General features: G+C 66.4%; 18 protein-coding genes and 1 tRNA gene. 8 read left to right on the top strand and 11 right to left on the bottom strand.

Annotated features, from left to right (window positions below; all coding sequences use genetic code 11):
* Positions 1 to 3 precede the first annotated feature (3 nt).
* Positions 4 to 510, top strand: coding sequence for a flagellar basal body-associated FliL family protein (locus N5I32_RS19425; RefSeq protein ID WP_261497606.1), 507 nt, complete (start codon positions 4 to 6; stop codon positions 508 to 510).
* Here the strand turns inward: N5I32_RS19425 and N5I32_RS19420 are convergent.
* From N5I32_RS19420 to N5I32_RS19375, 10 genes are all read right to left on the bottom strand, one after another.
* Positions 491 to 883 carry a hypothetical protein gene (locus N5I32_RS19420; RefSeq protein ID WP_261497605.1) on the bottom strand — a complete coding sequence of 131 codons (393 nt, stop codon included), beginning with the start codon at positions 881 to 883 and terminating at the stop codon, positions 491 to 493. The genes N5I32_RS19425 and N5I32_RS19420 overlap by 20 nt on opposite strands.
* On the bottom strand, positions 880 to 1,926 hold the full coding sequence (gene flhB, locus N5I32_RS19415) for a flagellar type III secretion system protein FlhB (RefSeq protein WP_261497604.1): 1,047 nt from the start codon (positions 1,924 to 1,926) through the stop codon (positions 880 to 882). The genes N5I32_RS19420 and flhB overlap by 4 nt, the downstream gene beginning before the upstream one ends.
* A complete protein-coding gene (locus N5I32_RS19410) occupies positions 1,923 to 2,699 on the bottom strand; it encodes a flagellar biosynthetic protein FliR (protein ID WP_261497603.1) in 777 nt (258 codons plus the stop codon). Before N5I32_RS19410 ends, flhB begins: the two co-directional genes overlap by 4 nt.
* Positions 2,696 to 4,783: a flagellar biosynthesis protein FlhA gene (gene flhA, locus N5I32_RS19405; protein ID WP_261497602.1), complete on the bottom strand. Its 2,088-nt coding sequence runs from the start codon at positions 4,781 to 4,783 to the stop codon at positions 2,696 to 2,698. Before flhA ends, N5I32_RS19410 begins: the two co-directional genes overlap by 4 nt.
* Positions 4,783 to 5,487 carry a transglycosylase SLT domain-containing protein gene (locus N5I32_RS19400; protein WP_369414366.1) on the bottom strand — a complete coding sequence of 235 codons (705 nt, stop codon included), beginning with the start codon at positions 5,485 to 5,487 and terminating at the stop codon, positions 4,783 to 4,785. Before N5I32_RS19400 ends, flhA begins: the two co-directional genes overlap by 1 nt.
* Before the next feature lie 133 nt (positions 5,488 to 5,620).
* A complete protein-coding gene (locus N5I32_RS19395) occupies positions 5,621 to 7,972 on the bottom strand; it encodes a hypothetical protein (RefSeq protein WP_261497600.1) in 2,352 nt (783 codons plus the stop codon).
* Positions 7,969 to 8,838 carry a flagellar motor stator protein MotA gene (gene motA, locus N5I32_RS19390; protein ID WP_261497599.1) on the bottom strand — a complete coding sequence of 290 codons (870 nt, stop codon included), beginning with the start codon at positions 8,836 to 8,838 and terminating at the stop codon, positions 7,969 to 7,971. Before motA ends, N5I32_RS19395 begins: the two co-directional genes overlap by 4 nt.
* A gap of 62 nt (positions 8,839 to 8,900) precedes the next feature.
* On the bottom strand, positions 8,901 to 9,482 hold the full coding sequence (locus N5I32_RS19385) for a MotE family protein (RefSeq protein WP_261497598.1): 582 nt from the start codon (positions 9,480 to 9,482) through the stop codon (positions 8,901 to 8,903).
* The gene (locus tag N5I32_RS19380) at positions 9,479 to 9,856 is read right to left on the bottom strand and encodes a DUF6468 domain-containing protein (RefSeq protein WP_261497597.1); all 378 of its coding nucleotides are present in this window, start codon (positions 9,854 to 9,856) and stop codon (positions 9,479 to 9,481) included. The genes N5I32_RS19385 and N5I32_RS19380 overlap by 4 nt, the downstream gene beginning before the upstream one ends.
* 7 nt (positions 9,857 to 9,863) lie before the next feature.
* Positions 9,864 to 10,355, bottom strand: a complete 492-nt coding sequence (locus tag N5I32_RS19375) for a flagellar basal body-associated FliL family protein (protein ID WP_261497596.1) — start codon at positions 10,353 to 10,355, stop codon at positions 9,864 to 9,866.
* Between the two features lie 118 nt (positions 10,356 to 10,473).
* On the opposite strand from N5I32_RS19375, the gene fliF reads away from it, so the two are divergent.
* The 7 genes from fliF to N5I32_RS19340 all read left to right on the top strand — a co-directional run bounded on the left by fliF (position 10,474) and on the right by N5I32_RS19340 (position 18,652).
* Positions 10,474 to 12,081 carry a flagellar basal-body MS-ring/collar protein FliF gene (fliF, locus tag N5I32_RS19370; protein WP_261497595.1) on the top strand — a complete coding sequence of 536 codons (1,608 nt, stop codon included), beginning with the start codon at positions 10,474 to 10,476 and terminating at the stop codon, positions 12,079 to 12,081.
* Positions 12,078 to 12,677 (top strand): FliH/SctL family protein, encoded by a 600-nt coding sequence (locus N5I32_RS19365; protein ID WP_261497594.1) that lies wholly within the window; start codon positions 12,078 to 12,080, stop codon positions 12,675 to 12,677. The genes fliF and N5I32_RS19365 overlap by 4 nt, the downstream gene beginning before the upstream one ends.
* The gene (locus N5I32_RS19360) at positions 12,670 to 12,942 is read left to right on the top strand and encodes a FliM/FliN family flagellar motor switch protein (RefSeq protein WP_261497593.1); all 273 of its coding nucleotides are present in this window, start codon (positions 12,670 to 12,672) and stop codon (positions 12,940 to 12,942) included. The genes N5I32_RS19365 and N5I32_RS19360 overlap by 8 nt, the downstream gene beginning before the upstream one ends.
* Position 12,943: 1 nt before the next feature.
* A complete protein-coding gene (gene fliP / locus N5I32_RS19355; protein ID WP_261497592.1) occupies positions 12,944 to 13,669 on the top strand; it encodes a flagellar type III secretion system pore protein FliP in 726 nt (241 codons plus the stop codon).
* Positions 13,670 to 14,209: 540 nt separating this feature from the next.
* The gene (locus tag N5I32_RS19350) at positions 14,210 to 15,871 is read left to right on the top strand and encodes a tyrosine-type recombinase/integrase (RefSeq protein WP_261497591.1); all 1,662 of its coding nucleotides are present in this window, start codon (positions 14,210 to 14,212) and stop codon (positions 15,869 to 15,871) included.
* Positions 15,868 to 17,028, top strand: a complete 1,161-nt coding sequence (locus tag N5I32_RS19345; protein WP_261497590.1) for a site-specific integrase — start codon at positions 15,868 to 15,870, stop codon at positions 17,026 to 17,028. The genes N5I32_RS19350 and N5I32_RS19345 overlap by 4 nt, the downstream gene beginning before the upstream one ends.
* A gap of 1 nt (position 17,029) precedes the next feature.
* Positions 17,030 to 18,652 (top strand): recombinase family protein, encoded by a 1,623-nt coding sequence (locus N5I32_RS19340; RefSeq protein ID WP_261497687.1) that lies wholly within the window; start codon positions 17,030 to 17,032, stop codon positions 18,650 to 18,652.
* Here N5I32_RS19340 and N5I32_RS19335 read toward each other — a convergent pair.
* A tRNA-Met gene (locus N5I32_RS19335) sits at positions 18,609 to 18,685 on the bottom strand. The genes N5I32_RS19340 and N5I32_RS19335 overlap by 44 nt on opposite strands.
* Positions 18,686 to 18,819: the final 134 nt, after the last annotated feature.

Genomic DNA, 18,819 nt, shown 5'->3' with positions numbered 1-18,819 from the left:
GCCGTGAAAAAACTTCTGCCCATCCTACTGGTGCTGATCGGCCTGGGTGGCGGCGCGGCCGGAGGATACCTCCTCCGACCCGAGCCCGAGCCTGCGCCAGAGGCGACGGAGGGGGCAGCGGCGGAGACTTGCGCCCCCGCCACAGGCGAGCAGGCCAGGATCGCCGAAACCCCGGAAGCCGCGGCGCAGGTGGAGTACGTCAAGCTCAACAACCAGTTCGTCGTGCCGGTCATGAACGGGGGCGACATCCGGTCGCTGGTGATCCTGTCGCTGAGCGTAGAGGTCGAGGCAGGCCAGGCCGAGGTTGTCTATACCCGCGAACCGAAGTTGCGCGACGCCTTCCTGCGGGTGCTGTTCGACCATGCCAACACCGGCGGCTTCGACGGCTCCTTCACCGAGAGCGGCACGATCGAGAGCCTGCGGCGCGGTCTCAGGGCTGCGGCGCAGGACATCATCGGGTCGACGTCGCGGGATGTCCTGATCCTCGACATCATACGCCAGGCGGCATGAACTCACCCGGATCGTCGGCGCGCCGGGTTTTCGACCGCGCCCGTTCCAGCAACTGCCTCAGGGCCTCGACGCGCGCCAGGGCGCGTGTCGCCTCGGCGCGGTGCGCCTCGATCCGGGGCGCAATCTCCCGCAGCCGCGCGTCCAGTCCCGCGATCGCACGGCGTACGCCGTCCTCCGAAGCGATCACTTCGGCCACCGATCCCGCGCCCGAGGCAAGGGACGCGGTGGCCAGCGCATGATAACCCGAAAGCCGGTCGCGCCGGTCCGCCAGGCGTCTGCGTTCCTCCTCGCATCGGGCGAGCGCATCGAAGGCCCGCAGGCGCAGGGCCTCGGCGACCTCGATCAGGTTCTCGCAGGCGCGCGGGTCGGTCATCGGCCCGCCCTCGCCCGCCGGCGCATCGTATCGGCAAAGCGGATCGCCGCCGCGACAGCCGCATAGTGTTCGCGGGAAACTTCCTCTCCGATCCGGACCTGCGCGTAAAGCGCCCGTGCCGTCGGCGGATCGGACCGCACCGGCACCCCCGCAAGTACCGCCGCCTCGCGGATGCGGGCGGCGACGTGATCCACCCCCTTGGCCACGCAGACCGGCGCGCGTCGGCTGTTTCGCTGCCAGCGCAGCGCCACGGCATAGTGCGTCGGGTTCACGATCACGACGTCGGCTTTCGGCACGTCCGCCATCATCCGGTTGCTGGCAATCTCTTGCGCCATCGAACGTCGCGCCTGCTTGAGGTGCGGGTCGCCCTCCGACTGCCGGAGTTCGTCGGTCAGTTCCTGGCGCGTCATCCGGTTCCGACGGATATGCTCGTGACGGCGCCAGAAGAGTTCGAGGGTTCCGGTGATGAGAAGTATGGCCATGCTGAGAAGCAGGAAGTCCCGGATCTGACGAAACAGGGCCGCCCCGGCCACCCCGGGGGCCGTTCCGGCCAACCCCAGGATCTCCGGCAGGCGCCGCCAGAGGAGAAAGCCGAGCGCCGCCGAAAACAGCAGCATCTTGGTCGCGGCCTTGGCGAAGTCGACCAAGCCCGAGATGCCGAAGCGCTGCCTCGCATTGGCGAGAGGGTCCAGGCGCGACCACTTCGGCGTGATGCGGTCGGGGGCAAGGGTGAGTGCATTCTGGATGACATAAGCACCGAGTGCCGCGGCTGATCCGAGGGCGAATGCCGGAACGAACGCAGCAGCGGCGGAGGATGCGGCGCCTGCGGGCTGGATCGGTCTCAGCGCGAGGATCGCCGCGGCCCGGCTGCCGAAATGCTCCATCACGGCCGGGCCAAAGATCGCGCCGGACAACAGGAAACCTCCCAGCGCCGCGGCGCTGACCAGATCGGCAGAGCTTGGGACATCGCCGTGTTCGCGCGCCTCGCGCAGGCGCTGCGGGGTCGGATCATGCTGCTTGTCGTCCTCGTCCTGGTCGTTCATCGCCCCACCACGAACGGGTCCGAAAGGACAGCGGCGAACTCCCTGTGCCAGACCACCAGCAACACGGGCGTGCCGACGGCGAGCAGCACAAACACCCCGATCGCCAGCGCGGGCGTGCCGACCATCATTACCATCAGTTGCGGCATCGCCCGGTTAATCACCCCGAGGGCAAAGTTGTAGAGCGTCGCCAGAACAAGAACCGGCGCCGCGAGTCCAAAGGCCAGCGTGAAGGCCCTGATAACGCCCCAAAGGCCCCAGTCCGTCAACGCGGCAGAGCCGGGCAACTCTCCGGCGGGAAAGGCGGAGTAGGACAGGATCAGCGCTTCGGCCACGCGCAAGTGCAGCCCCGAGAAGGCGGCCAGCGCGAGGCCCGCCATAAGCAGCAGTTGCGAGATCGCGGGCATCGGCTCTGTCTCCATGCCGCCGAACATCTGCGCCAGCGACGTGGCCTGGGCGATCATCATTCCGGCGATTTCGAGAGCCATGGCCATCAGGCGCAGAAACAGGCCGAGGGCCGCGCCGCAAGCGATTTCAATGACGACAAGAACCCCCGCCGCCCCGACGCCATCCGCCTTCGGCAGGTCCGGTGCAATCGCCGGCAGCACGACCAGGGTGAAGGCGACAGACGCTGCAAGGCGCACCCGCATAGGCACAAAACCCTGCCCGAACCCCGGCATGACGATCATCGCCGAACTCACGCGGATCAGGACAAGAAGACCAGCAAAGACTCCGAACCCGGCCAGCCGCTCGGCTTCTGTCAGAAAAGGGGTCATGCCGGCACCACGCCAACGATCGCCGGGCGCACTTCGCTGCCGATCTCCTCGTAGGACAGGACCGGCGTCGCCAGCCCCTTGGCGGCCAGGATCGTGCGCAGGAACCTGCGCCGACGCCCGGTTGTCACCAGGGCGGGGAAAACCCCGGTCTCGGACGCGCGCGACAGCGTATCCGCGACATTGCCGGCGAGGCGCGCGAACATGTCCGGCGGAAGGGCAACATCGGCCGGCCCGGTCGCCTCACCGATCTCGTGCGCGGCGAAGTTGCGCTCCCAGTCCGGAGACAGCTGGATCAGGGGCGCGGTGCCATCCGGACGACGCAACTCGGCGACGAGTTGAAAGCCGAGCCTGCGGCGGACATACTCGCAAACCGCTTCAGGGCTCCCCGATCCCCGCGCCTCTGCGATCGCCTCGAGGATCATCGGAAGGTTCCGGATCGAGACACGCTCCTCCAGCAGCAGGCGCAATACCGCAAGCAGAAGGTCGATCGGCACCCGATCGGGGATCAGCTCCTCAAGCAGACGACGGTTCGCCTCGGCGCGCTGCGGACTCGACAGCCGCACCGTCTCGTCCAGAAGGCGCCGGAGCGTCTTCAGCGTCAGGATGCGTGCAAAGTTGCGCTTGACCACTTCCAACAGATGGGTGGCCAGGACCTCGGTCGGACCCACGATGGTCAGACCGGCAAGTGCTGCCTCCTCCCGTCGATCCGGCGAGATCCAGCGGGCAGGCGCGCCATAGACCGGCTCCCGGACATCCACGCCATCGGGGGCCTGCTGGCCACCATCGCCGGTCAGGGCCAGAACCTTCATTGGAAAGAGTCGGTCCTGCGCGACTTCGACTCCCTGAATGCGTATGCGATAGCCGCCAGATGGCAGTGTCGGATCGTCCGTCAGGCGAATCTCGGGCAGGATCAGCCCGAAGCCGCGCACGATGTGATTTCGCATGTTGCCGATGCGCGCCTCCAGCCCGGTCGCGGGCTCCAGCACCATGCCGACGACATCGGGGGCGAACTCGATATGTATCTCGTCCACATCCAGCATGTCGCCCAGAGCCCGGGAGGGTTGGTCTGGCTTGGCATCGGGCAGTTGCGCCGCATCTCGGGCCTCTCGCCGGGCCGCAGCGCCCCGGAGGGCGTAGGCCGAAAAGCCAAGGACGACGGCGCCGGCGAGAAAGGGAACGAACGGCAGGCCAGGCACGAGGGCGAAGAGCGCCATCAGGCCTGCCACGGTCGCGATCGCTGCCGGGTGCTTGCTCATCTGGTCCAGAAGCGCCCGGTCCGCAGCCCCCTCCGACCCGCCGCGCGCCAGAAGCAACGCGGCGGCGATCGAGATGATGACCGCCGGTATCTGGCTGACAAGCCCATCTCCGACGGTAAGGATGGCATAGGTTTCAAGCGCCTGGGAGACGGGCATGCCGTGAAACCCGATGCCGATCGCCATGCCGATGACCAGATTGAGCAGCGTGATCAGCAGGCCGGCAACGGCATCCCCCTTGACGAACTTGGAGGCCCCGTCCAGCGACCCGAAGAAGGTCGTCTCCGCCTGTTCCCGCTTGCGCCGCTGCCGTGCCTCGTCGTGGGTGATGGCGCCCGCGTTCATGTCGGCGTCGATGGCCATCTGCTTTCCGGGCATGCCATCCAAGGCAAAGCGGGCACCCACCTCGGCCATGCGCCCGGCGCCCTTCGTGATGACGATGAAGTTCACGATCATAAGGACGCCGAAGACAACCAGGCCGATGAGCACCGAACCCGACATCACGAACATGGCAAAGCCCTCGATCACCTCCCCCGCCGCGGCGGTCCCGGTATGCCCCTGGCCGATGATGAGTTTCGTGGACGACACGTTGAGCGCGAGGCGCAACATGAGCGAGCCGAGCAGCACCATGGGAAACGAGGAGAAGTCGAGCGGCGTCTGGATAAAGAGCGTGACCGTGAAGATGAGGATGGCAAGCGCGAACGAGGTTGCCAGCCCCACATCCACAACCCAGGACGGCACCGGCAGGATCATCATGACCACGACGGCCATGAACGCCGCCGCGAGCAGGACGGTATTGCGCGCGCTCCGGTCCAGGAATGGCCGCGTCATCAGTACACGGCCCCGGATTGCGCCAGGAAGAGCGGCATTGCTTCCCCGGCCCCGTCGAGGGGGACAAGGGACCCGCGCCCGCGCGACTGGCCGGCGAGGAGGAGCGGAAAGCGATTGAGCGATGCCGGATCGCCCGCGATGCCTTCACCGCCACCTTCGCCCGGATCGCTCCAGGGGGCTGCGGGCCCGCCGGCGGCGGGAAGGGAATCGTGGATGCGCACGAAGCGTTCGGCGTAGCGCGCCGACCGGTCGGGCGTGCGCGAGTGATAGGCACCCGCCGCGGCAGGCCAGGATCCCGTTTCGGCATAAAGCGACTTGAGGAACTCGGCGGCGTAGCGCGCGTTCTTCTCGGGGTCGAACATGTCCTCCACCGATGCGAAGGCCTTCCCGTGCCAGAGGTGGTTGATCTGGAAGCATCCGATGTCGAAGCTTCGCGCCCCGCGGGCACGGCTGTCCTCGACATAGGTGCGCGCCTCCTGCTCGGTCTCGAACCAGCGGCCGGCGCCTTCCATGTTCACCGTCCACGGCCAGGGCACGAGAACGCCGCCTTTGCCCCGGCCGGTCTCGGCCCGCGTGATCGCCATCAGGACCGCGAGCGGGACGCCGGTCTGACGCGCCGCCAGTTCGGCCGCGCGATCACACTGCGATCCGGGATCGGCGGCAGAGTGGGCAACCGTTGCCCAGAACAGAACCCCCAGGACCACAAGCAATCCCCGGGCGTCCGGAATGATTCGATCATGCCCTGAACTGCCTTTCGCTTTCCGCATCGCAACGCACCGCATTTCTTGCCGCCGTCTTGAAGGCTAGGGCTCTATGCTTGAGAATTGGTAACCGGCATCAACTGCCCTGCTTCGCCAGAACCTCTTCGAAGACGCCGCGCAGGTCGCGCGAGCGTTCGATCAGGGCCTGCGCCGCCGCCAGTGGCGTCGCCTCGTCAGCCCGGGTTTCCGGCGGCCTCGCGAGTTCGAGCGCCCGCCGCCTGACACCGGAACCAAGGGCCTCTGCCCGGGTCCACATCCCCGCCCGCCAGGCTGTCATTGAGGCTTCTTCCTGCATGCCTGCAGCTGCCAGGCCATCGACCGCCTCTTCGGTCCTGCCTGCGCGCTCCGCGGCGCGCGCCTGGACGACCAGGGCTTCTGCCCTCAGGGCGGACAGGCTGGACGCGCCGGTAGCGGGCAGCCCGAGGGCGAGGTATCCGCGCGCAACGAAAAGTTGAGCGGTTTCTTCCGACGCCACCGAATCGCCTGCAAGCGATACCGCTTCCGTGTCGAAACCCAGATCGGACAGACGCCGTGCGACCTGCAGGCTGCCGCGCGCGCCGATCGTGGCAGCCACCATCCAGTCGCGCCGTGAGAAGACCTGCGCAAGGAACGACGCATCGTCCGCCTTTTCGGTCAACATGCCTGCATAGCGCGTCAGGACCCGGACGCGATGCTCCGGACCAAGATCCCGAAGCGCGCGGTCGAGCGTTTCCTGCGCCTGGGCGAAGGCGCTCAGAGAAGCCCACGAGAGCGCGGCCGCTGCCGCAAGTTCGGCACTGGCAGGGGTGCCGGCATTGGCAGCGGCCAGGGCCTCGGCATGACTGGCGAGCCGTTCGGGCACGACCTGCCCCGCCGCAAGGCGTCTTTCGATGGCCGAAAGCGTCGCTTCCGGCGCAAGTGGATCATTCGACAGTGCCAGCGCATCGACAGCCGGATCGGGTTCCGGCCGGCCGTCGACCTGGGCCAGACGGGCTTCGATCAGGTCTGCGACGGCCAGGTTTTCAGGGATGGTCCGCGTCATGGCATTGCTCAGGATGCGCACAGCTTCATTTTCGCCGCGTTGCAGGAAGAAGGTCGCAAGATCCGGCGCAAGGGCGCGCCGCACGGCATCCGGATAGGACTGGAAAGTCCTCAGGATGGCTTCCGTGTCGAAGACTGGAACAGCCCCCGCATCAGGCGCGGCGAGAGCCGACCAGAGCGCCACCGGCCCCCTGCAATCGGCAAAGCGTGCGAAGATTTCCGGATGATCGACGGCCTGTCCCTCGAGGATGCGGGCCATTGCGAAAAGAATCTCGTCCTCCTGATCGAAGGCGCGCAGAGTCGCCATCGCCTCGGGTCCCATGGACAGAGCGATATAGAGCCGCGCGAGGGTGCGGATTGCCTCCGGATCGGGTTCGTCGAACTCGCCGAGCAGCGCCCTTCTGGCGCCCGCTATCTGCGACACCGGCGCTTCGTCGTTCGCCCAGGATGCGAGCGCAAAACTGCTTTCGGGGGGGCATGTTTCCCCTTCCGCGGTCTGCGCCGGGCTGTCGCCCGCACCATCCGGAACTGCCTCGACACTGGTTCTGACGCGAAGCGGCTCCGCCGTAGCGGGCTTGTCGGGAAGCGGAGAGGGATCCGCGATCGACTTGTCCGCACCCTGCCCGGTTCCGGTCGCGGCCGGCAGGCTCAGGTCGACATTGACCAGCCCCTGCGAGGCGGCGCGCGACAGCTGCTCGAGCAGAAGAAACTGCGCCTCCGTCTTGAGATCCTCCAGCCGGTCGGACCGGGCCGGCGCGAAGGCATGGCGTGCCCCGCCCAGGCTTGCGTCCGAAAGCGGTGAGGAGCGCCCCAGAGGCAGGATCTGCACAGGGTTGACCGCGGGGCCGGAGTAGCCATCCGAAGCGACCCGCGCGGGGGCTGCAGGCGACCCATCCGGTTGACCCTTCCCGTCTGTGGCCGGAAGGGAGGCAGGCGTTGGCGGCGCGGCATCACCGGCTTCGAGCGTCGGGAGGAGCGAGGGGCGCGCGCCTTCCTGCACCGGATCGGGGAAGGGCGCGAGAGGCCTCTCGTAGGCGGCTCCGGGACCGGGCGGCCCCGTGCGCACATCGACCGCGACCCCACCTGAAGCGGTTGCAAAGGCTGCCGCGTGGCATTCGCAGGTCACGACGAAGGTGAGCCGGCCACCCCCCGGGGCGGGAACCATGTCGGCGATCCTGTCGCGCGGAATTGGCGCGAAGGCGCGCCGAAGGTCGAATTCCACGTCCCGCCGATCCAGACGCAGTTCATATCCCGCATCGCTGCGCCCGAGCGCCCAGCCGGTTCCCTCGGGCAGGTCGACCACGATCCGTGTGAATCCATCGTGTTCACCCGACCGCACCGACACCGTCTCTGCCTGTGCAGGCACGCAGGCGAGGGCCACGACGAGGCACGCCCACGCACCTTTCATGCCGCCTCGGTCTTGATGTCCCTGAGCGATTGCTCAAGGTCGGAGAAGCTTGGGCGGAACTGGTGCGGCGTGTTCTGGCGCCCGACCTCGATGCAGATGTTCGGCGGATGCCGGTGCAGGTTTGCCACCAGGACCTCGCGGATCAGCTTGCTGAAGTGGGCGTCCTCCTCCACCACGGACTTCACCTTGGTGGCGAACGGGCCGATGAGACCGTAGGCCATGAACACGCCCATGAAGGTTCCGACGAGCGCGGAACCGATCATTGCGCCGAGGATCTCGGGCGGCTGGTCGATGCTTCCCATCGTCTTGATGACGCCCAGAACCGCCGCGACGATGCCCAGGGCAGGCATGCCGTCGGCCATCGACTGCAGCGCGTGGCTCGAATGCAGCGCATGGTGCAGGTTGGCCTCAAGCTGCTTTTCAAGCACCTCCTCGACCTGATGGGGGTCATCGTAGTTCATCGAGGCGGCCCGCATCGTGTCGCATATCAGTTCGGTGATCTCGTGATCGTGCTGGATCTTCGGGAACTTCCCGAAGATGGAGGACTCATGCGGGTTCTCTATGTGCTCCTCGATCGCGACGGGATTGGACCGCGCCAGCCGGATCAGTTCGAACAGCAGGCACAGGAGATCCCGGTAATCGGACGGCCTCCACTTCGCCCCCTTGAACACCTTGCCCACATCCTTCAGCGTCTGCTTGATGGCAGCCATGTCATTGGCGACGACAAAGGCGCCAACCGCCGCACCGCCGATCATGATCATCTCCCATGGCAGCGCCTCCAGGATGATGCCCATGCTGCCGCCGTGCAGCGTGTAGCCCCCGAAGACCATAATGAAGATGATCGCGATGCCGACTATTCCGATCATGACCGGTTCCTGACCTGTATCGGTTCCCCGAACAGCTAAGCCGCTGCCGGTTAAATTTCCTTTCACTCGGTTGGAGCGCCGGCGTTGCGGCCTGCCATGACGACGCTGATGAGATAGGCCTTCTGCGGGTCCATTCCGGCGAGGACCGCCGCAGCGGCGCCCGGTTTCATCCTGGCGATGAAACCGGCTGCGAATTCCGCGTCCATCTCCTCGAACAGGGGCGCGGCCTCCTTGGGCTTCATGTTCTCGTACACGGTCACGAGGCGCGCGACGTCTTCGTCAGCCGCGCTGTCGGCGATGGCAAGCGTTGCTGCCAGGCTTTCCTCGGCGGCGATCAGCGCTTCGCGCTGCCGGGTCATGGCAACCATCGCCAGCTCGATCGAGCGCTCCTTTTCGGCCAGTTCCCGTTCAAGCGACTCCGCGGCGGCTTCCCTGAGCCGAACCGCCTCGAACAGTTCCATGACGCCGTCCTGCGTCGTGCAGGAAAGCGCCGTATCGGCAGGGGGTTCCTCGCCCGCCTCGGCCATGGCGGCGGGCACCGCCGCGCCGATGCGAAGGGCCGCCGAAGCAAGCAGCAGCATCGCAATCAGCCAAGGCGTGCGAATGGTTCCGCGCCGACGTGTCGGACGGCTGGCCGCGGTCATGGCTGCCCCCCGGCGGAGGCGCCCGCACGGCGGCGAACGAAGCGCATCCGGCCCGCGTCGGCGGCGCCCGGAGCCGGAGCCGGCGGGTTGCGCGGCAGGTCATGCATGGCGGCAAGCATCAGTTCCAGTTGCCGCGCCGCAGTCTCGGCCCTTCGGGTTCGTTCCTCCAGGTGGTCGGCCGAACCCTGCGCCGCGTCGCGCGCCTGTTCGAGCATCCGCGTCAGATCGTCCACCTGTGCCGAAAGCACGGCGATCGCCGCCCCCATCCCGGTTTCGAGCCCGCTGAACCGCCTGAGGCGGTGCGAGAGCACGAAGCAATAGAAGCTCGCCCCCAGGGCCCCCGAAAACAGCAGAAGATCCGCGATAAAGCCCATGGCCGCCTCAGTTGATGACGAATTCCGTGATCAGGAGATCCCGCGCGCGCCCTTCCCCGAGGACGATCTGCACCCGCCGCAGCATCTGCGCCCTGAGACGCACAAGCGCCGTGCTGTCCGAGAGGTCCGCGGAATCGAGCGCCCGCAGATAGGTGTGGAGCACGTCGATCACGCGCGGGCGCAGGCGCAGCACCTCGGCCTCATGTTCGGTCAGAACCTCGATCTCCGACGCGAAATGCAGAAACCGCCCGCTTCCGGACGCCCCGACGGGAAGCACGATCCGCTCGATCGGCACGAAGGCGATGTCAGGGATCGGGCTTGCCTCCGCGGCCTCTTCCTCCGCGGCATGCTCGCCATGATCTGCGCCGAAGAGAATGCCGGAGTAGACCGCGTAGAACGCCCCCCCGCCCGAAAGCAGCGCAAGCACCAGGCCGACAAGTATGCCCCTCGCCCGTCTGGCCGGTTTTTGCTGGTCAGCTGCCGCATCCGCTTCGGCCATGGCCGCTTCTCCCTTCGCGATACTGTCTGATAGCCCGATGACGGCTAACCAATTCTTAAGCGCGATCGGGGATTCATCGGACAGCGCGGCAGAACGCCCCGAATGACGGAGATATCAGGTGCAGCAGCTTCTCACGCTCTGGCAAGCCCTGCGTCCACGACAGCGCGTCATCGCCCTCGCCGCCGCGGCAGCGATGTTCCTGTCGGTGATGTTTCTGGTTGGAACGGCCTCAAGTCCGTCCATGGCGCTTCTCTATGCCGGTCTCGACCAGGCCCGCGCCGGCGAGGTTCTGGCGGCGCTGGAAAGACATGGGGTCGCCCACGAGATCCGCGGCGACTCGATCTACGTGGATGCGCCAAGACGCGATGAGCTGCGCATGGTCCTTGCGGCGGAAGGTCTGCCTGCAAACAGTGGGGCGGGCTATGAACTGCTGGACGGATTGTCCGGGTTCGGCACCACATCGCAGATGTTCGACGCGGCGTATCTTCGTGCCAAGGAAGGGGAGATCGCGCGCACGATCGCGGCGCTTCCCGATGTGCGTTTCGCCCGGGTCCACATCGCGAATGTCGAACCCGCGGGCTTTCGCCGCGCGGCATCTCCGACCGCCTCGGTCATGGTCGCGACGGCTTCGGGTGCCCTGTCGGCTGAGCGCGCGCATGCGCTGCGCTTTCTCGTGGCGTCTGCCGTGGCTGGCATGCAGCCTGCGGATGTTTCCATCCTCGATGGCCAGGGAAAACTCGTCTCCGATGGCAATGGGCTCGAATCGAAGGGTGGAACGCGGGCGGAGGAGCTTCGCCACGCGGTTCAGCGGCTTCTGGAGGCGCGCGTCGGCGCGGGCAACGTCGTCGTGGAAGTGTCGGTCGATGTGGTCACGGAGAGTGAAACCATCAGCGAGCGGCAGATCGACCCCGAAAGCAGGATCGCGATATCGACCGACAGCGAGGAGCGTTCGAATTCGGGAACCGACAGCGGTGGCGGGGCGGTGACCGTTGCGTCGAACCTGCCCGCCGGCCAATCCGGCGGCGGGGCCGGATCATCGAGCCAGGCCAGCGAGTCGCGGGAGCGCGTGAACTTCGAGGTCTCGGAAACCACGCGCGAGGTGCTGAAGGCGCCTGGGGCGATCCGCAGGCTGACGGTTGCCGTTCTTCTGAACACCATCCAGGCTGCCGATGGCCAGGAGCCGACACCAAGGACCGAGGAGGAACTGGCCGCGCTGAGGGAACTCGTGTCGGCCGCAGTGGGATACGACGAGGCGAGAGGCGACGTCATTTCGATCCGTTCGCTCTCGTTCGAGCCCCTGCCCGAAGGAGGCGACGTGCCGGGATCGGCATGGATCAACACGACCCCCGTCGATACCACCCGATTGCTGCAGTCTGCAGCGGCGGCGCTGGTTGCCCTGATCCTTGGCCTGTTCGTCGTGCGGCCGGTCCTGGCAAGTACCCGCCGGCTGGAGGCCCTGCCGGCGGCGCGGTTGCCGGCGCGTGCCCCGGCACAGTTGGATCCCAATGCCCTCACGGGTGAGATCGACGATGGCGAACCCGCGGGCGGGCGGGCGGCATTGCCCTCCGAGCGCCTCCGTGCCCCTGTGCCCGGCCGGGACGGAAGCGACAGCGCCTCCACCGATCCTGTCACGCGCTTGCGCACGCTGATGGCCGAAAAGCGTGACGAAACGGCGGAAATCCTCCGCAGCTGGATGGAAGAAGGCGAGACGGAGGATGCGCGTTGACACGTCCGCTGCAACTGGATTCGTTCGATGACCTGCAGGATGCGGATACCCGGCGCGAGATGTCGGCAACCGAACTGGAGGAAACGCGACTTCAGGCATACGAGAACGGATATGCCGCCGGCTGGGAAGACGCGATCAACGCGCAGGAAGAGGAAATAGCGCGCCTGCGGTCCGATCTGGGCCAGAATTTGCGCGAAATGGCCCTGACATACGAAGACGCGCGCACGCATGTCCTGCGGTCGCTCCAGCCACTTCTGACCGAGATGGTGTCCAAGGTCCTGCCCCGGATGGCGCAGGAGGCGCTGGGACATATCGTGATCGAGTCGCTCCAGCCGGAGGCCCGGACCCTTGCCGATGCTCCGATCCGGCTGCGCGCCCACCCCGACAACCGGCCCGCGATCGAGGAGATTGTCCTGGCTCAGGTGGGCTTTCCCATCGCGTTCGAAGCCGAACCCTCGCTGTCGCGCGGCCAGGTTCACCTGATCGCAGGGCCGCGCGAGACGCGGATAGATCTGGACAACGTCATCGCGCGGATCGCCGGGGCCGTCCGTTCGTTCTTCCACCCCGAGATGACAGAGGAGACCCCCCATGGATGACGGCGAAACGATCGGCGGAGCATTCACGGGCGTTCCGATCGAAATCAGGGTCTCGGTCGGGCGCGTACGGACCAAGTTGCGCGACCTGCTCAAGCTGCGGCGCGATGCGGTTCTGCCGCTGGATAGCCGGATCGAAGACCCCGTGGAACTCTTTGTCGGTGACAGGCTCGTGGCCCGTGGCGACCTGGTGGAGATCGAGGGTGACGGCAGCGGCAGGCTTGCCGTTCGCCTGACAGAGATTACCGACCGGACATCGGAGGTCTGAGATGCTCCGCCGGCTCGCGGCTCTTCCAATCCTGCTGATCCTGCTTCCCGTGTCCGCGCATGGCCAGGACGTCTCGCTGACAATCGGCGGGGAGAGCCTTTCCGGGCAGTCGCTCCTGCTGATCGCTGCGGTCACGATCCTTGGCCTTGCACCCGGAATCGCGGTGACGGTCACCTGCTTTCCATTCATCGTGACCGTCCTGTCGATCCTGCGCCAGGCGATCGGGCTTCAGCAGTCTCCGCCCAACATGCTCATTGTCTCGCTGTCGCTCTTCCTGTCCTGGTTCGTGATGGAACCGGTGTTCGACGAAGCCTGGACCGTGGCCCTGCACCCGCTGATCGAAGGCAGCATCGACGCGGCAACCGCCTTCGACGCGGGCATCCGGCCATTCCGCCTGTTCATGGAACACCGGCTGGATCCCGGGACGCTAGCCCATCTGGCCACGCTGCGCGAGCCGGCGTCGGTCCCGCCCGCAGTTCAGGACGCGCCGCTTTCGCTCATCGTGCCATCGTTCATGCTGTCCGAACTGGCGCGGGCGTTCCAGATCGGGTTCCTCATCTTCCTGCCATTCCTGATCATCGACATGGTGGTCTCTGCCGTGCTCATGTCGATGGGCATGATGATGGTGCCGCCGGCAATTGTGGCATTGCCATTCAAGCTCGCCTTCTTCGTCGTGGCCGATGGATGGACGCTACTGACAAGCGCGCTTGTGCGCAGCTACTTCTAGGCGTTCGATCCCACGGTTTGATGGTGCGATCCTTTCGCGGGAATGGAAGGAAGCACGCTGGGACGAGTCCGTCACGGGAAGGGCGGCAGCACGGTGCTCACCGGAGCGCCCCCGACGGCCGGCCCGGACTTGGGTGCTCGGGGCCATCTTGACGTCCCGCCGAGCAAGGACCGCCTGGTCCCACACTCCGGATCGCGCCCAGGTTGGAACTGCACGCGCTTAACTCGATCTAACTGTTTCCTGTCAATTGGTTAGAGGTCTGTCGGGAAGAGGGTGGCCCCAAAAAGAAATCAAATGTGGGGCGTGCTATTTCCCGAACCGGAGCTCCGGAACGGCCTTTTTCCAGAACCACACAAGCACAAGGAAGGACCTCTCCCGATGTCAATGCTGCCTCCCGAAGCCCGTTTCCCACACCACAACACGCGCACTCCCTTCGTACGCCCGGGTACTCCGTCCATCGCCGATTGAATCACCCGCATCTCCACCGATGCGAGCCTGGCGGAAGTCCGTGCCCGGGATCTCGTCTCGGCTCTGCATCGCTTGACTGATGCCCTGAACGCCGCCCCGGAAACGGCGCCCGCAGACCCGCTATGGCTGCAGCCGCGTATCGCCGCCGTCATGCCTGCGGCGATGGGCATCGCAGACAAGACATGGTCGAACATCACCAGCAATGCCAAGGCTGCGCTCGCAGAATGCGGCATTGTCGCGAGGAGCCGCCAGAAGCGCCTGTCGCTGTCGCCCGCATGGGATACGCTCTGGTCGGCGGTCGTGGCCAGCAAGGACGCGTCGTTGCGCATCATGCTCGACCGGTTCGTCCAGTTCCTCGACGCCAATGACATCGCGCCAGAGTCGGTGGTCACCGCCGATCTCGACGCCTATATCGAGGCGCTGCGGGTGAACACGATCCGCAAGGATCCCGCCCTCACGCTGCGCAAGACCCGGGCAGCGTGGAACCGCGCCATCGACAAGGTGGCGGGCTGGCCGGGGCAAAGCCTTGAGGCGCCGGTATCGGACGACCTGATCAGCCTGCCCCTGTCAACCTTTCCGCCGAGCTTTGGCACGGAACTGGAGGCGCTGACGCACCGGCTGGCTCATCCCGATCCGCTCGCCCGCGGCCCCAAGAAGCGCGCCCTGCGCCCGGCCACGGTGCAGGGACGCCGTGACCAGATCTTGCGCTTTGCCAGCGCGGTGGTGCGCGCTGGCACTCCGCCCGCGAGCCTGACCGGGCTCAAGGAGCTGATGGCGCCCGCCACCCTTGAGCGCGGTCTGCGTTGGTTCCTTGCACGCACCGGGAACTCCGTGACCTCAGGCATCTCGAACATCGCCGCGGCGCTGCGCGCCACCGCGCGCAAGGACCTGGGGCTGAGCGAGACGGAGTTCGGTGCCGTGAAGGATCTCTGCGACAGGCTGATCCCGCCCCGCCCGCCCGGCCTCACGGCCAAGAACCGCAAACGCCTGATGGTCTTCGATGACCCAGAGATCGTGTCGCACTTCCTGTCCCTGGCCGACGAGCTCTGGGATGCGGCGCAGACCTGCCGGAAGCCCCGCGACCGCGCGCTTCAGTCAGAGATCGCGCTGGCGGTCGGACTCGCGTGCTATATCCCGCTGCGCATCCGGAATCTCACGCAACTCGACTGCGAGGGTGAGTTGCTGCGTCTGGGACCGGGCAATGTCGTCGTCCAGATTCCGGGCTCGCGGGTGAAGAACCATCAGGAGATTACCTTCCCCGTGCCGGCCCATCTGGTCGAGCGCATCGATGCGCATCTCGCACATCGGGCAGGTGTGCTGTGCCCCGCCAGCACGCGCTGGCTGTTTCCCCAGCGCGACGGCTCGGCACCCATGGCGCCGGGTGACCTTGGCAAGCGGATCACCCAGACGATCCGCAAGGTCATGGGCATAGACGTCAATCCCCACCTGTTCCGCCACCTCGCGGCAAAGCTGCTTCTGCAGAATAACCCGGGTCATTACGAACTGGTACGCCGCATCCTGGGCCACACGGATACCTCCACCGTGTGGCAGACCTATGTGGGCTTCGAGGCGGATGGCGCGACGCGCCTGCTGGCGGAGACCGTGAATGACCGCAAGGCGCCGCCCGCACCCAAGGCGCGGAAGCAGACAAAGCTCTGGCCGAAGGCTTCGGCAAAGCACGGCGCGAAGATCAGGGCAAACTCCGGGCCCGGGACGCTGGAGAAGAAGCCATGACACCGGTTTCGCTCAAATTCTCCGACTGGCCCGCGGAGGACCGGGATTTCTGGCCGGGCCTCTTTCGCAAGGGGCATCCGCTCGACGAAGCAGGGCCTCTCAGCCATCTGCGGCCAGCGACGGTCGACGGCACGACCTACTCCTACGGCTGCTGGCTGGCCTGGTTGGCGCGGGAGCACCCCGCGCTGCTCTCGATCACCCCGGCAGCACGGCTGACGCCGGAGGCGCTTGTCGACTGGCTCGAAAGCATGAGCCACCTGTCGAAGATCAGCTGCGGCATGCATCTCGACCGGGTGATGCGGGTGGTTCGCTCGCTTCTGCCGCGCGCCGATCTGGAGCGCCATCGCCAGGTGCAGCGATATCTGCATTCGCTGGCTCGCGGGACTACATCGGCGCGCAAGCACGGGCGCGTCGTGGAAACACGCGTGCTCTTCGAGGCCGGCAAAGCGCATTACCAGAGACACGCTTCCGAAGCCGCCACATCCGTCAAGTGCGCGCGGGCCTGCAAGGACGCGATGATGATCGTGCTCCTCGCCCTGATGCCAATGCGGCGGCGCGCCTACGCGAACCTGGAACTGGGTCGCAGCCTGCTCAGGACCCGGAGCGGCTGGCGCGTGGTGCTCGACGGGTCCGACCTGAAGTGCGGGCAATCCTGGGAATCTGCGGTGCACGAGCCCGCTGCGAGCCTTCTGACTCATTATGTCGAGGTTGTGCTGCCGCGGCTCAGGGTTGCCGGAGCCGCCGATGCGGGGCGCCTCTGGCTCACCATCCATGGCACGCCTTATCATGAAGCCCACCTTGGCGCGCGGATCACGCTCCTGACGTCCCGGCTGATAGGCCGCGCGATCTGCCCGCATCTGTTTCGGGATTGCGCGGCGACGACTTTGGCGTTGCGATCGGCTGATGAGGCGCGCGCGATTCGCTCCCTGTTGGGCCAGACGTCGGAACGTACGGCGACGCGGCACTACATTCAGGCAAAATCGATGGAGGCAGCGCGCGTACTTCAGGAGGGTATCGACGAGCTGAAGCGGAGGAACGGAATGCAAGGCTCGGTGCGCGCGACGGTCAGGCCTGCTGCGCCGGTGATTTCTCCGAAGACGTTGATGAAGACCACGCCCACCGGCGGTGCGCCGGCAGGTTACTGCAAGGAGCGCTGACATGCGCGTTGGCATCTACGCCCGCTACTCTTCTGACCTTCAGTCAGCCGCCTCGATCGAGGATCAGGTGCGGGTGTGCCGGGAACGGATTGCGCGGGAAGGCTGGGTTCTGGTGGAGACCTATGCCGATTACGCGGTGAGCGGTGGGTCGATGCGGGCGCGGCCGGGGCTGCAGGCTCTCATGGCGGCGGCGCGGGCGGGCGAGGTGGACCTGGTGCTGGCTGAGGCGCTGGACCGGCTCAGCCGCGATCAGGAGGATATTGCGGGCATATTCAAGCGGCTGACGCACGGCGGCGTGCGTCTGGTAACGCTCAGCGAGGGGGAAATCAGCGAACTGCACATCGGGCTCAAGGGCACGATGAACGCTCTCTACCTCAAGGATCTCGCACAGAAGACGCGGCGCGGTCTGCGCGGCAGGGTCGAAGCCGGGATGTCAGGGGGCGGCAACAGCTATGGTTATCGCGTGGTGCGGCGGCTCTTGGCAGATGGCACGCCGGTGAAGGGGGAGCGTGAGATCGAATCCGCGGAAGCCGCAGTGGTGCAGCGTATCTTCAGGGAATACACATGCGGCCTCTCGCCGCGCCAGATCGCCGCTCGCCTCAACGCCGAAGGGATTCCCGGGCCACGCGGCGGCACATGGACCCCCTCGACGATCCACGGCAGCCGGCAGAGACGAAACGGCATCCTCAACAACGAGATGTATGTCGGGCGGCTCGTCTGGAACCGCCAGCGCTTCGCCAAGGATCCGGATACGGGCAAGCGCGTTTCGCGGCTGAATCCGCGGGAAGAGTGGGTGGTGACCGAGGTTCCTGCCTTGCGGCTGATCGACGACGACGTCTTTGCCAAGGCTCAGGGCCAGAAGGCACGCTACGCGGGCTGGGCAGGCAACAAGCGGCAGGTGAAGAAGCGCGTGTTCACCGGGCTCGTCACCTGCGCCTGCTGCGGCGGGGCGATGACGACCAATCGCGACCGCTACTACTGTGCAGCACGGCGTGACCGCGGCACCTGCAAAGCCACGCATGGAATAGCGGTGGCGGAGCTGGAGGGCCGCGTGCTCGACGGTCTTGCTCGCCTCCTCGTCGGCAACGAAGCAGCACTTGCTGCCTTCACCGAGGAGTTCGAGCGGGAACTGGCGCGGCTGGCGACCGAGCGCCGCACCGCCGGAGACGCACAGCGCCGCCAGATAGTCGAGGTCGAGCGCGGCATTGCGCGCTGCATGGAGTTCATCCTCTCGGGCGACGGGGCACCCGGTGCGGTGCGTGGCACGCTGATGGAACTGGAAGCGCGCAAGTCCAGGCTTGAAGCCGAACTCCGGGCCGCCACCTCCGGATTCCCGAAGGTGACCATCCACCCCAACCTGCCCGACCTCTACCGTCGCCGCGTAGGCGCGCTGTCGGAGCTTCTGGCGGACGAAGCGACGCGGGCCGAGGCGATGGAGGCGCTACGGGGGCTGGTGACACGGATCGCCGTGGGGCCGACCGAGACCCGGGGCCTCTGTACGGTAACGATCCATGGCGGACTGGCCGGTATCCTCGCATTCTGCGCGGATCCGGCCAAGTCTGCTGGCAGTACGGAGTTCTTGGTTGCGGGGGCAGGATTTGAACCTGCGGCCTTCAGGTTATGAGCCTGACGAGCTACCGGGCTGCTCCACCCCGCGCCAATCTCTCGTAGCGCCTCCTCGTCGGGGGCGCTACGGATCGTTGAAAGAGATAATCAGTTCTTTTCTAGGTTTGGCGGTGACCTACTCTCCCACGTCTTGAGACGCAGTACCATTGGCGCTGCGGCACTTAA

It is taken from the genome of Albidovulum sediminis, from assembly GCF_025380365.1.
Lineage (GTDB): Bacteria > Pseudomonadota > Alphaproteobacteria > Rhodobacterales > Rhodobacteraceae > Albidovulum > Albidovulum sediminis.
The sequence above is the reverse complement of the archived record's forward strand: the minus strand, read 5'-3'. Positions and strand labels throughout refer to the sequence as shown.

What these genes read in the sequence shown, in the direction of transcription:
- N5I32_RS19420 (WP_261497605.1), bottom strand. Translation starts at nt 883, where the DNA reads ATGACCGACCCGCGCGCCTGCGAGAACCTGATCGAGGTCGCCGAGGCC.
- flhB (WP_261497604.1), bottom strand. Translation starts at nt 1,926, where the DNA reads ATGAACGACCAGGACGAGGACGACAAGCAGCATGATCCGACCCCGCAG.
- N5I32_RS19410 (WP_261497603.1), bottom strand. Translation starts at nt 2,699, where the DNA reads ATGACCCCTTTTCTGACAGAAGCCGAGCGGCTGGCCGGGTTCGGAGTC.
- flhA (WP_261497602.1), bottom strand. Translation starts at nt 4,783, where the DNA reads ATGACGCGGCCATTCCTGGACCGGAGCGCGCGCAATACCGTCCTGCTC.
- N5I32_RS19395 (WP_261497600.1), bottom strand. Translation starts at nt 7,972, where the DNA reads ATGAAAGGTGCGTGGGCGTGCCTCGTCGTGGCCCTCGCCTGCGTGCCT.
- motA (WP_261497599.1), bottom strand. Translation starts at nt 8,838, where the DNA reads ATGATCGGAATAGTCGGCATCGCGATCATCTTCATTATGGTCTTCGGG.
- N5I32_RS19385 (WP_261497598.1), bottom strand. Translation starts at nt 9,482, where the DNA reads ATGACCGCGGCCAGCCGTCCGACACGTCGGCGCGGAACCATTCGCACG.
- N5I32_RS19380 (WP_261497597.1), bottom strand. Translation starts at nt 9,856, where the DNA reads ATGGGCTTTATCGCGGATCTTCTGCTGTTTTCGGGGGCCCTGGGGGCG.
- N5I32_RS19375 (WP_261497596.1), bottom strand. Translation starts at nt 10,355, where the DNA reads ATGGCCGAAGCGGATGCGGCAGCTGACCAGCAAAAACCGGCCAGACGG.
- N5I32_RS19360 (WP_261497593.1), top strand. Translation starts at nt 12,670, where the DNA reads ATGGATGACGGCGAAACGATCGGCGGAGCATTCACGGGCGTTCCGATC.
- fliP (WP_261497592.1), top strand. Translation starts at nt 12,944, where the DNA reads ATGCTCCGCCGGCTCGCGGCTCTTCCAATCCTGCTGATCCTGCTTCCC.
- N5I32_RS19345 (WP_261497590.1), top strand. Translation starts at nt 15,868, where the DNA reads ATGACACCGGTTTCGCTCAAATTCTCCGACTGGCCCGCGGAGGACCGG.
- N5I32_RS19340 (WP_261497687.1), top strand. Translation starts at nt 17,030, where the DNA reads ATGCGCGTTGGCATCTACGCCCGCTACTCTTCTGACCTTCAGTCAGCC.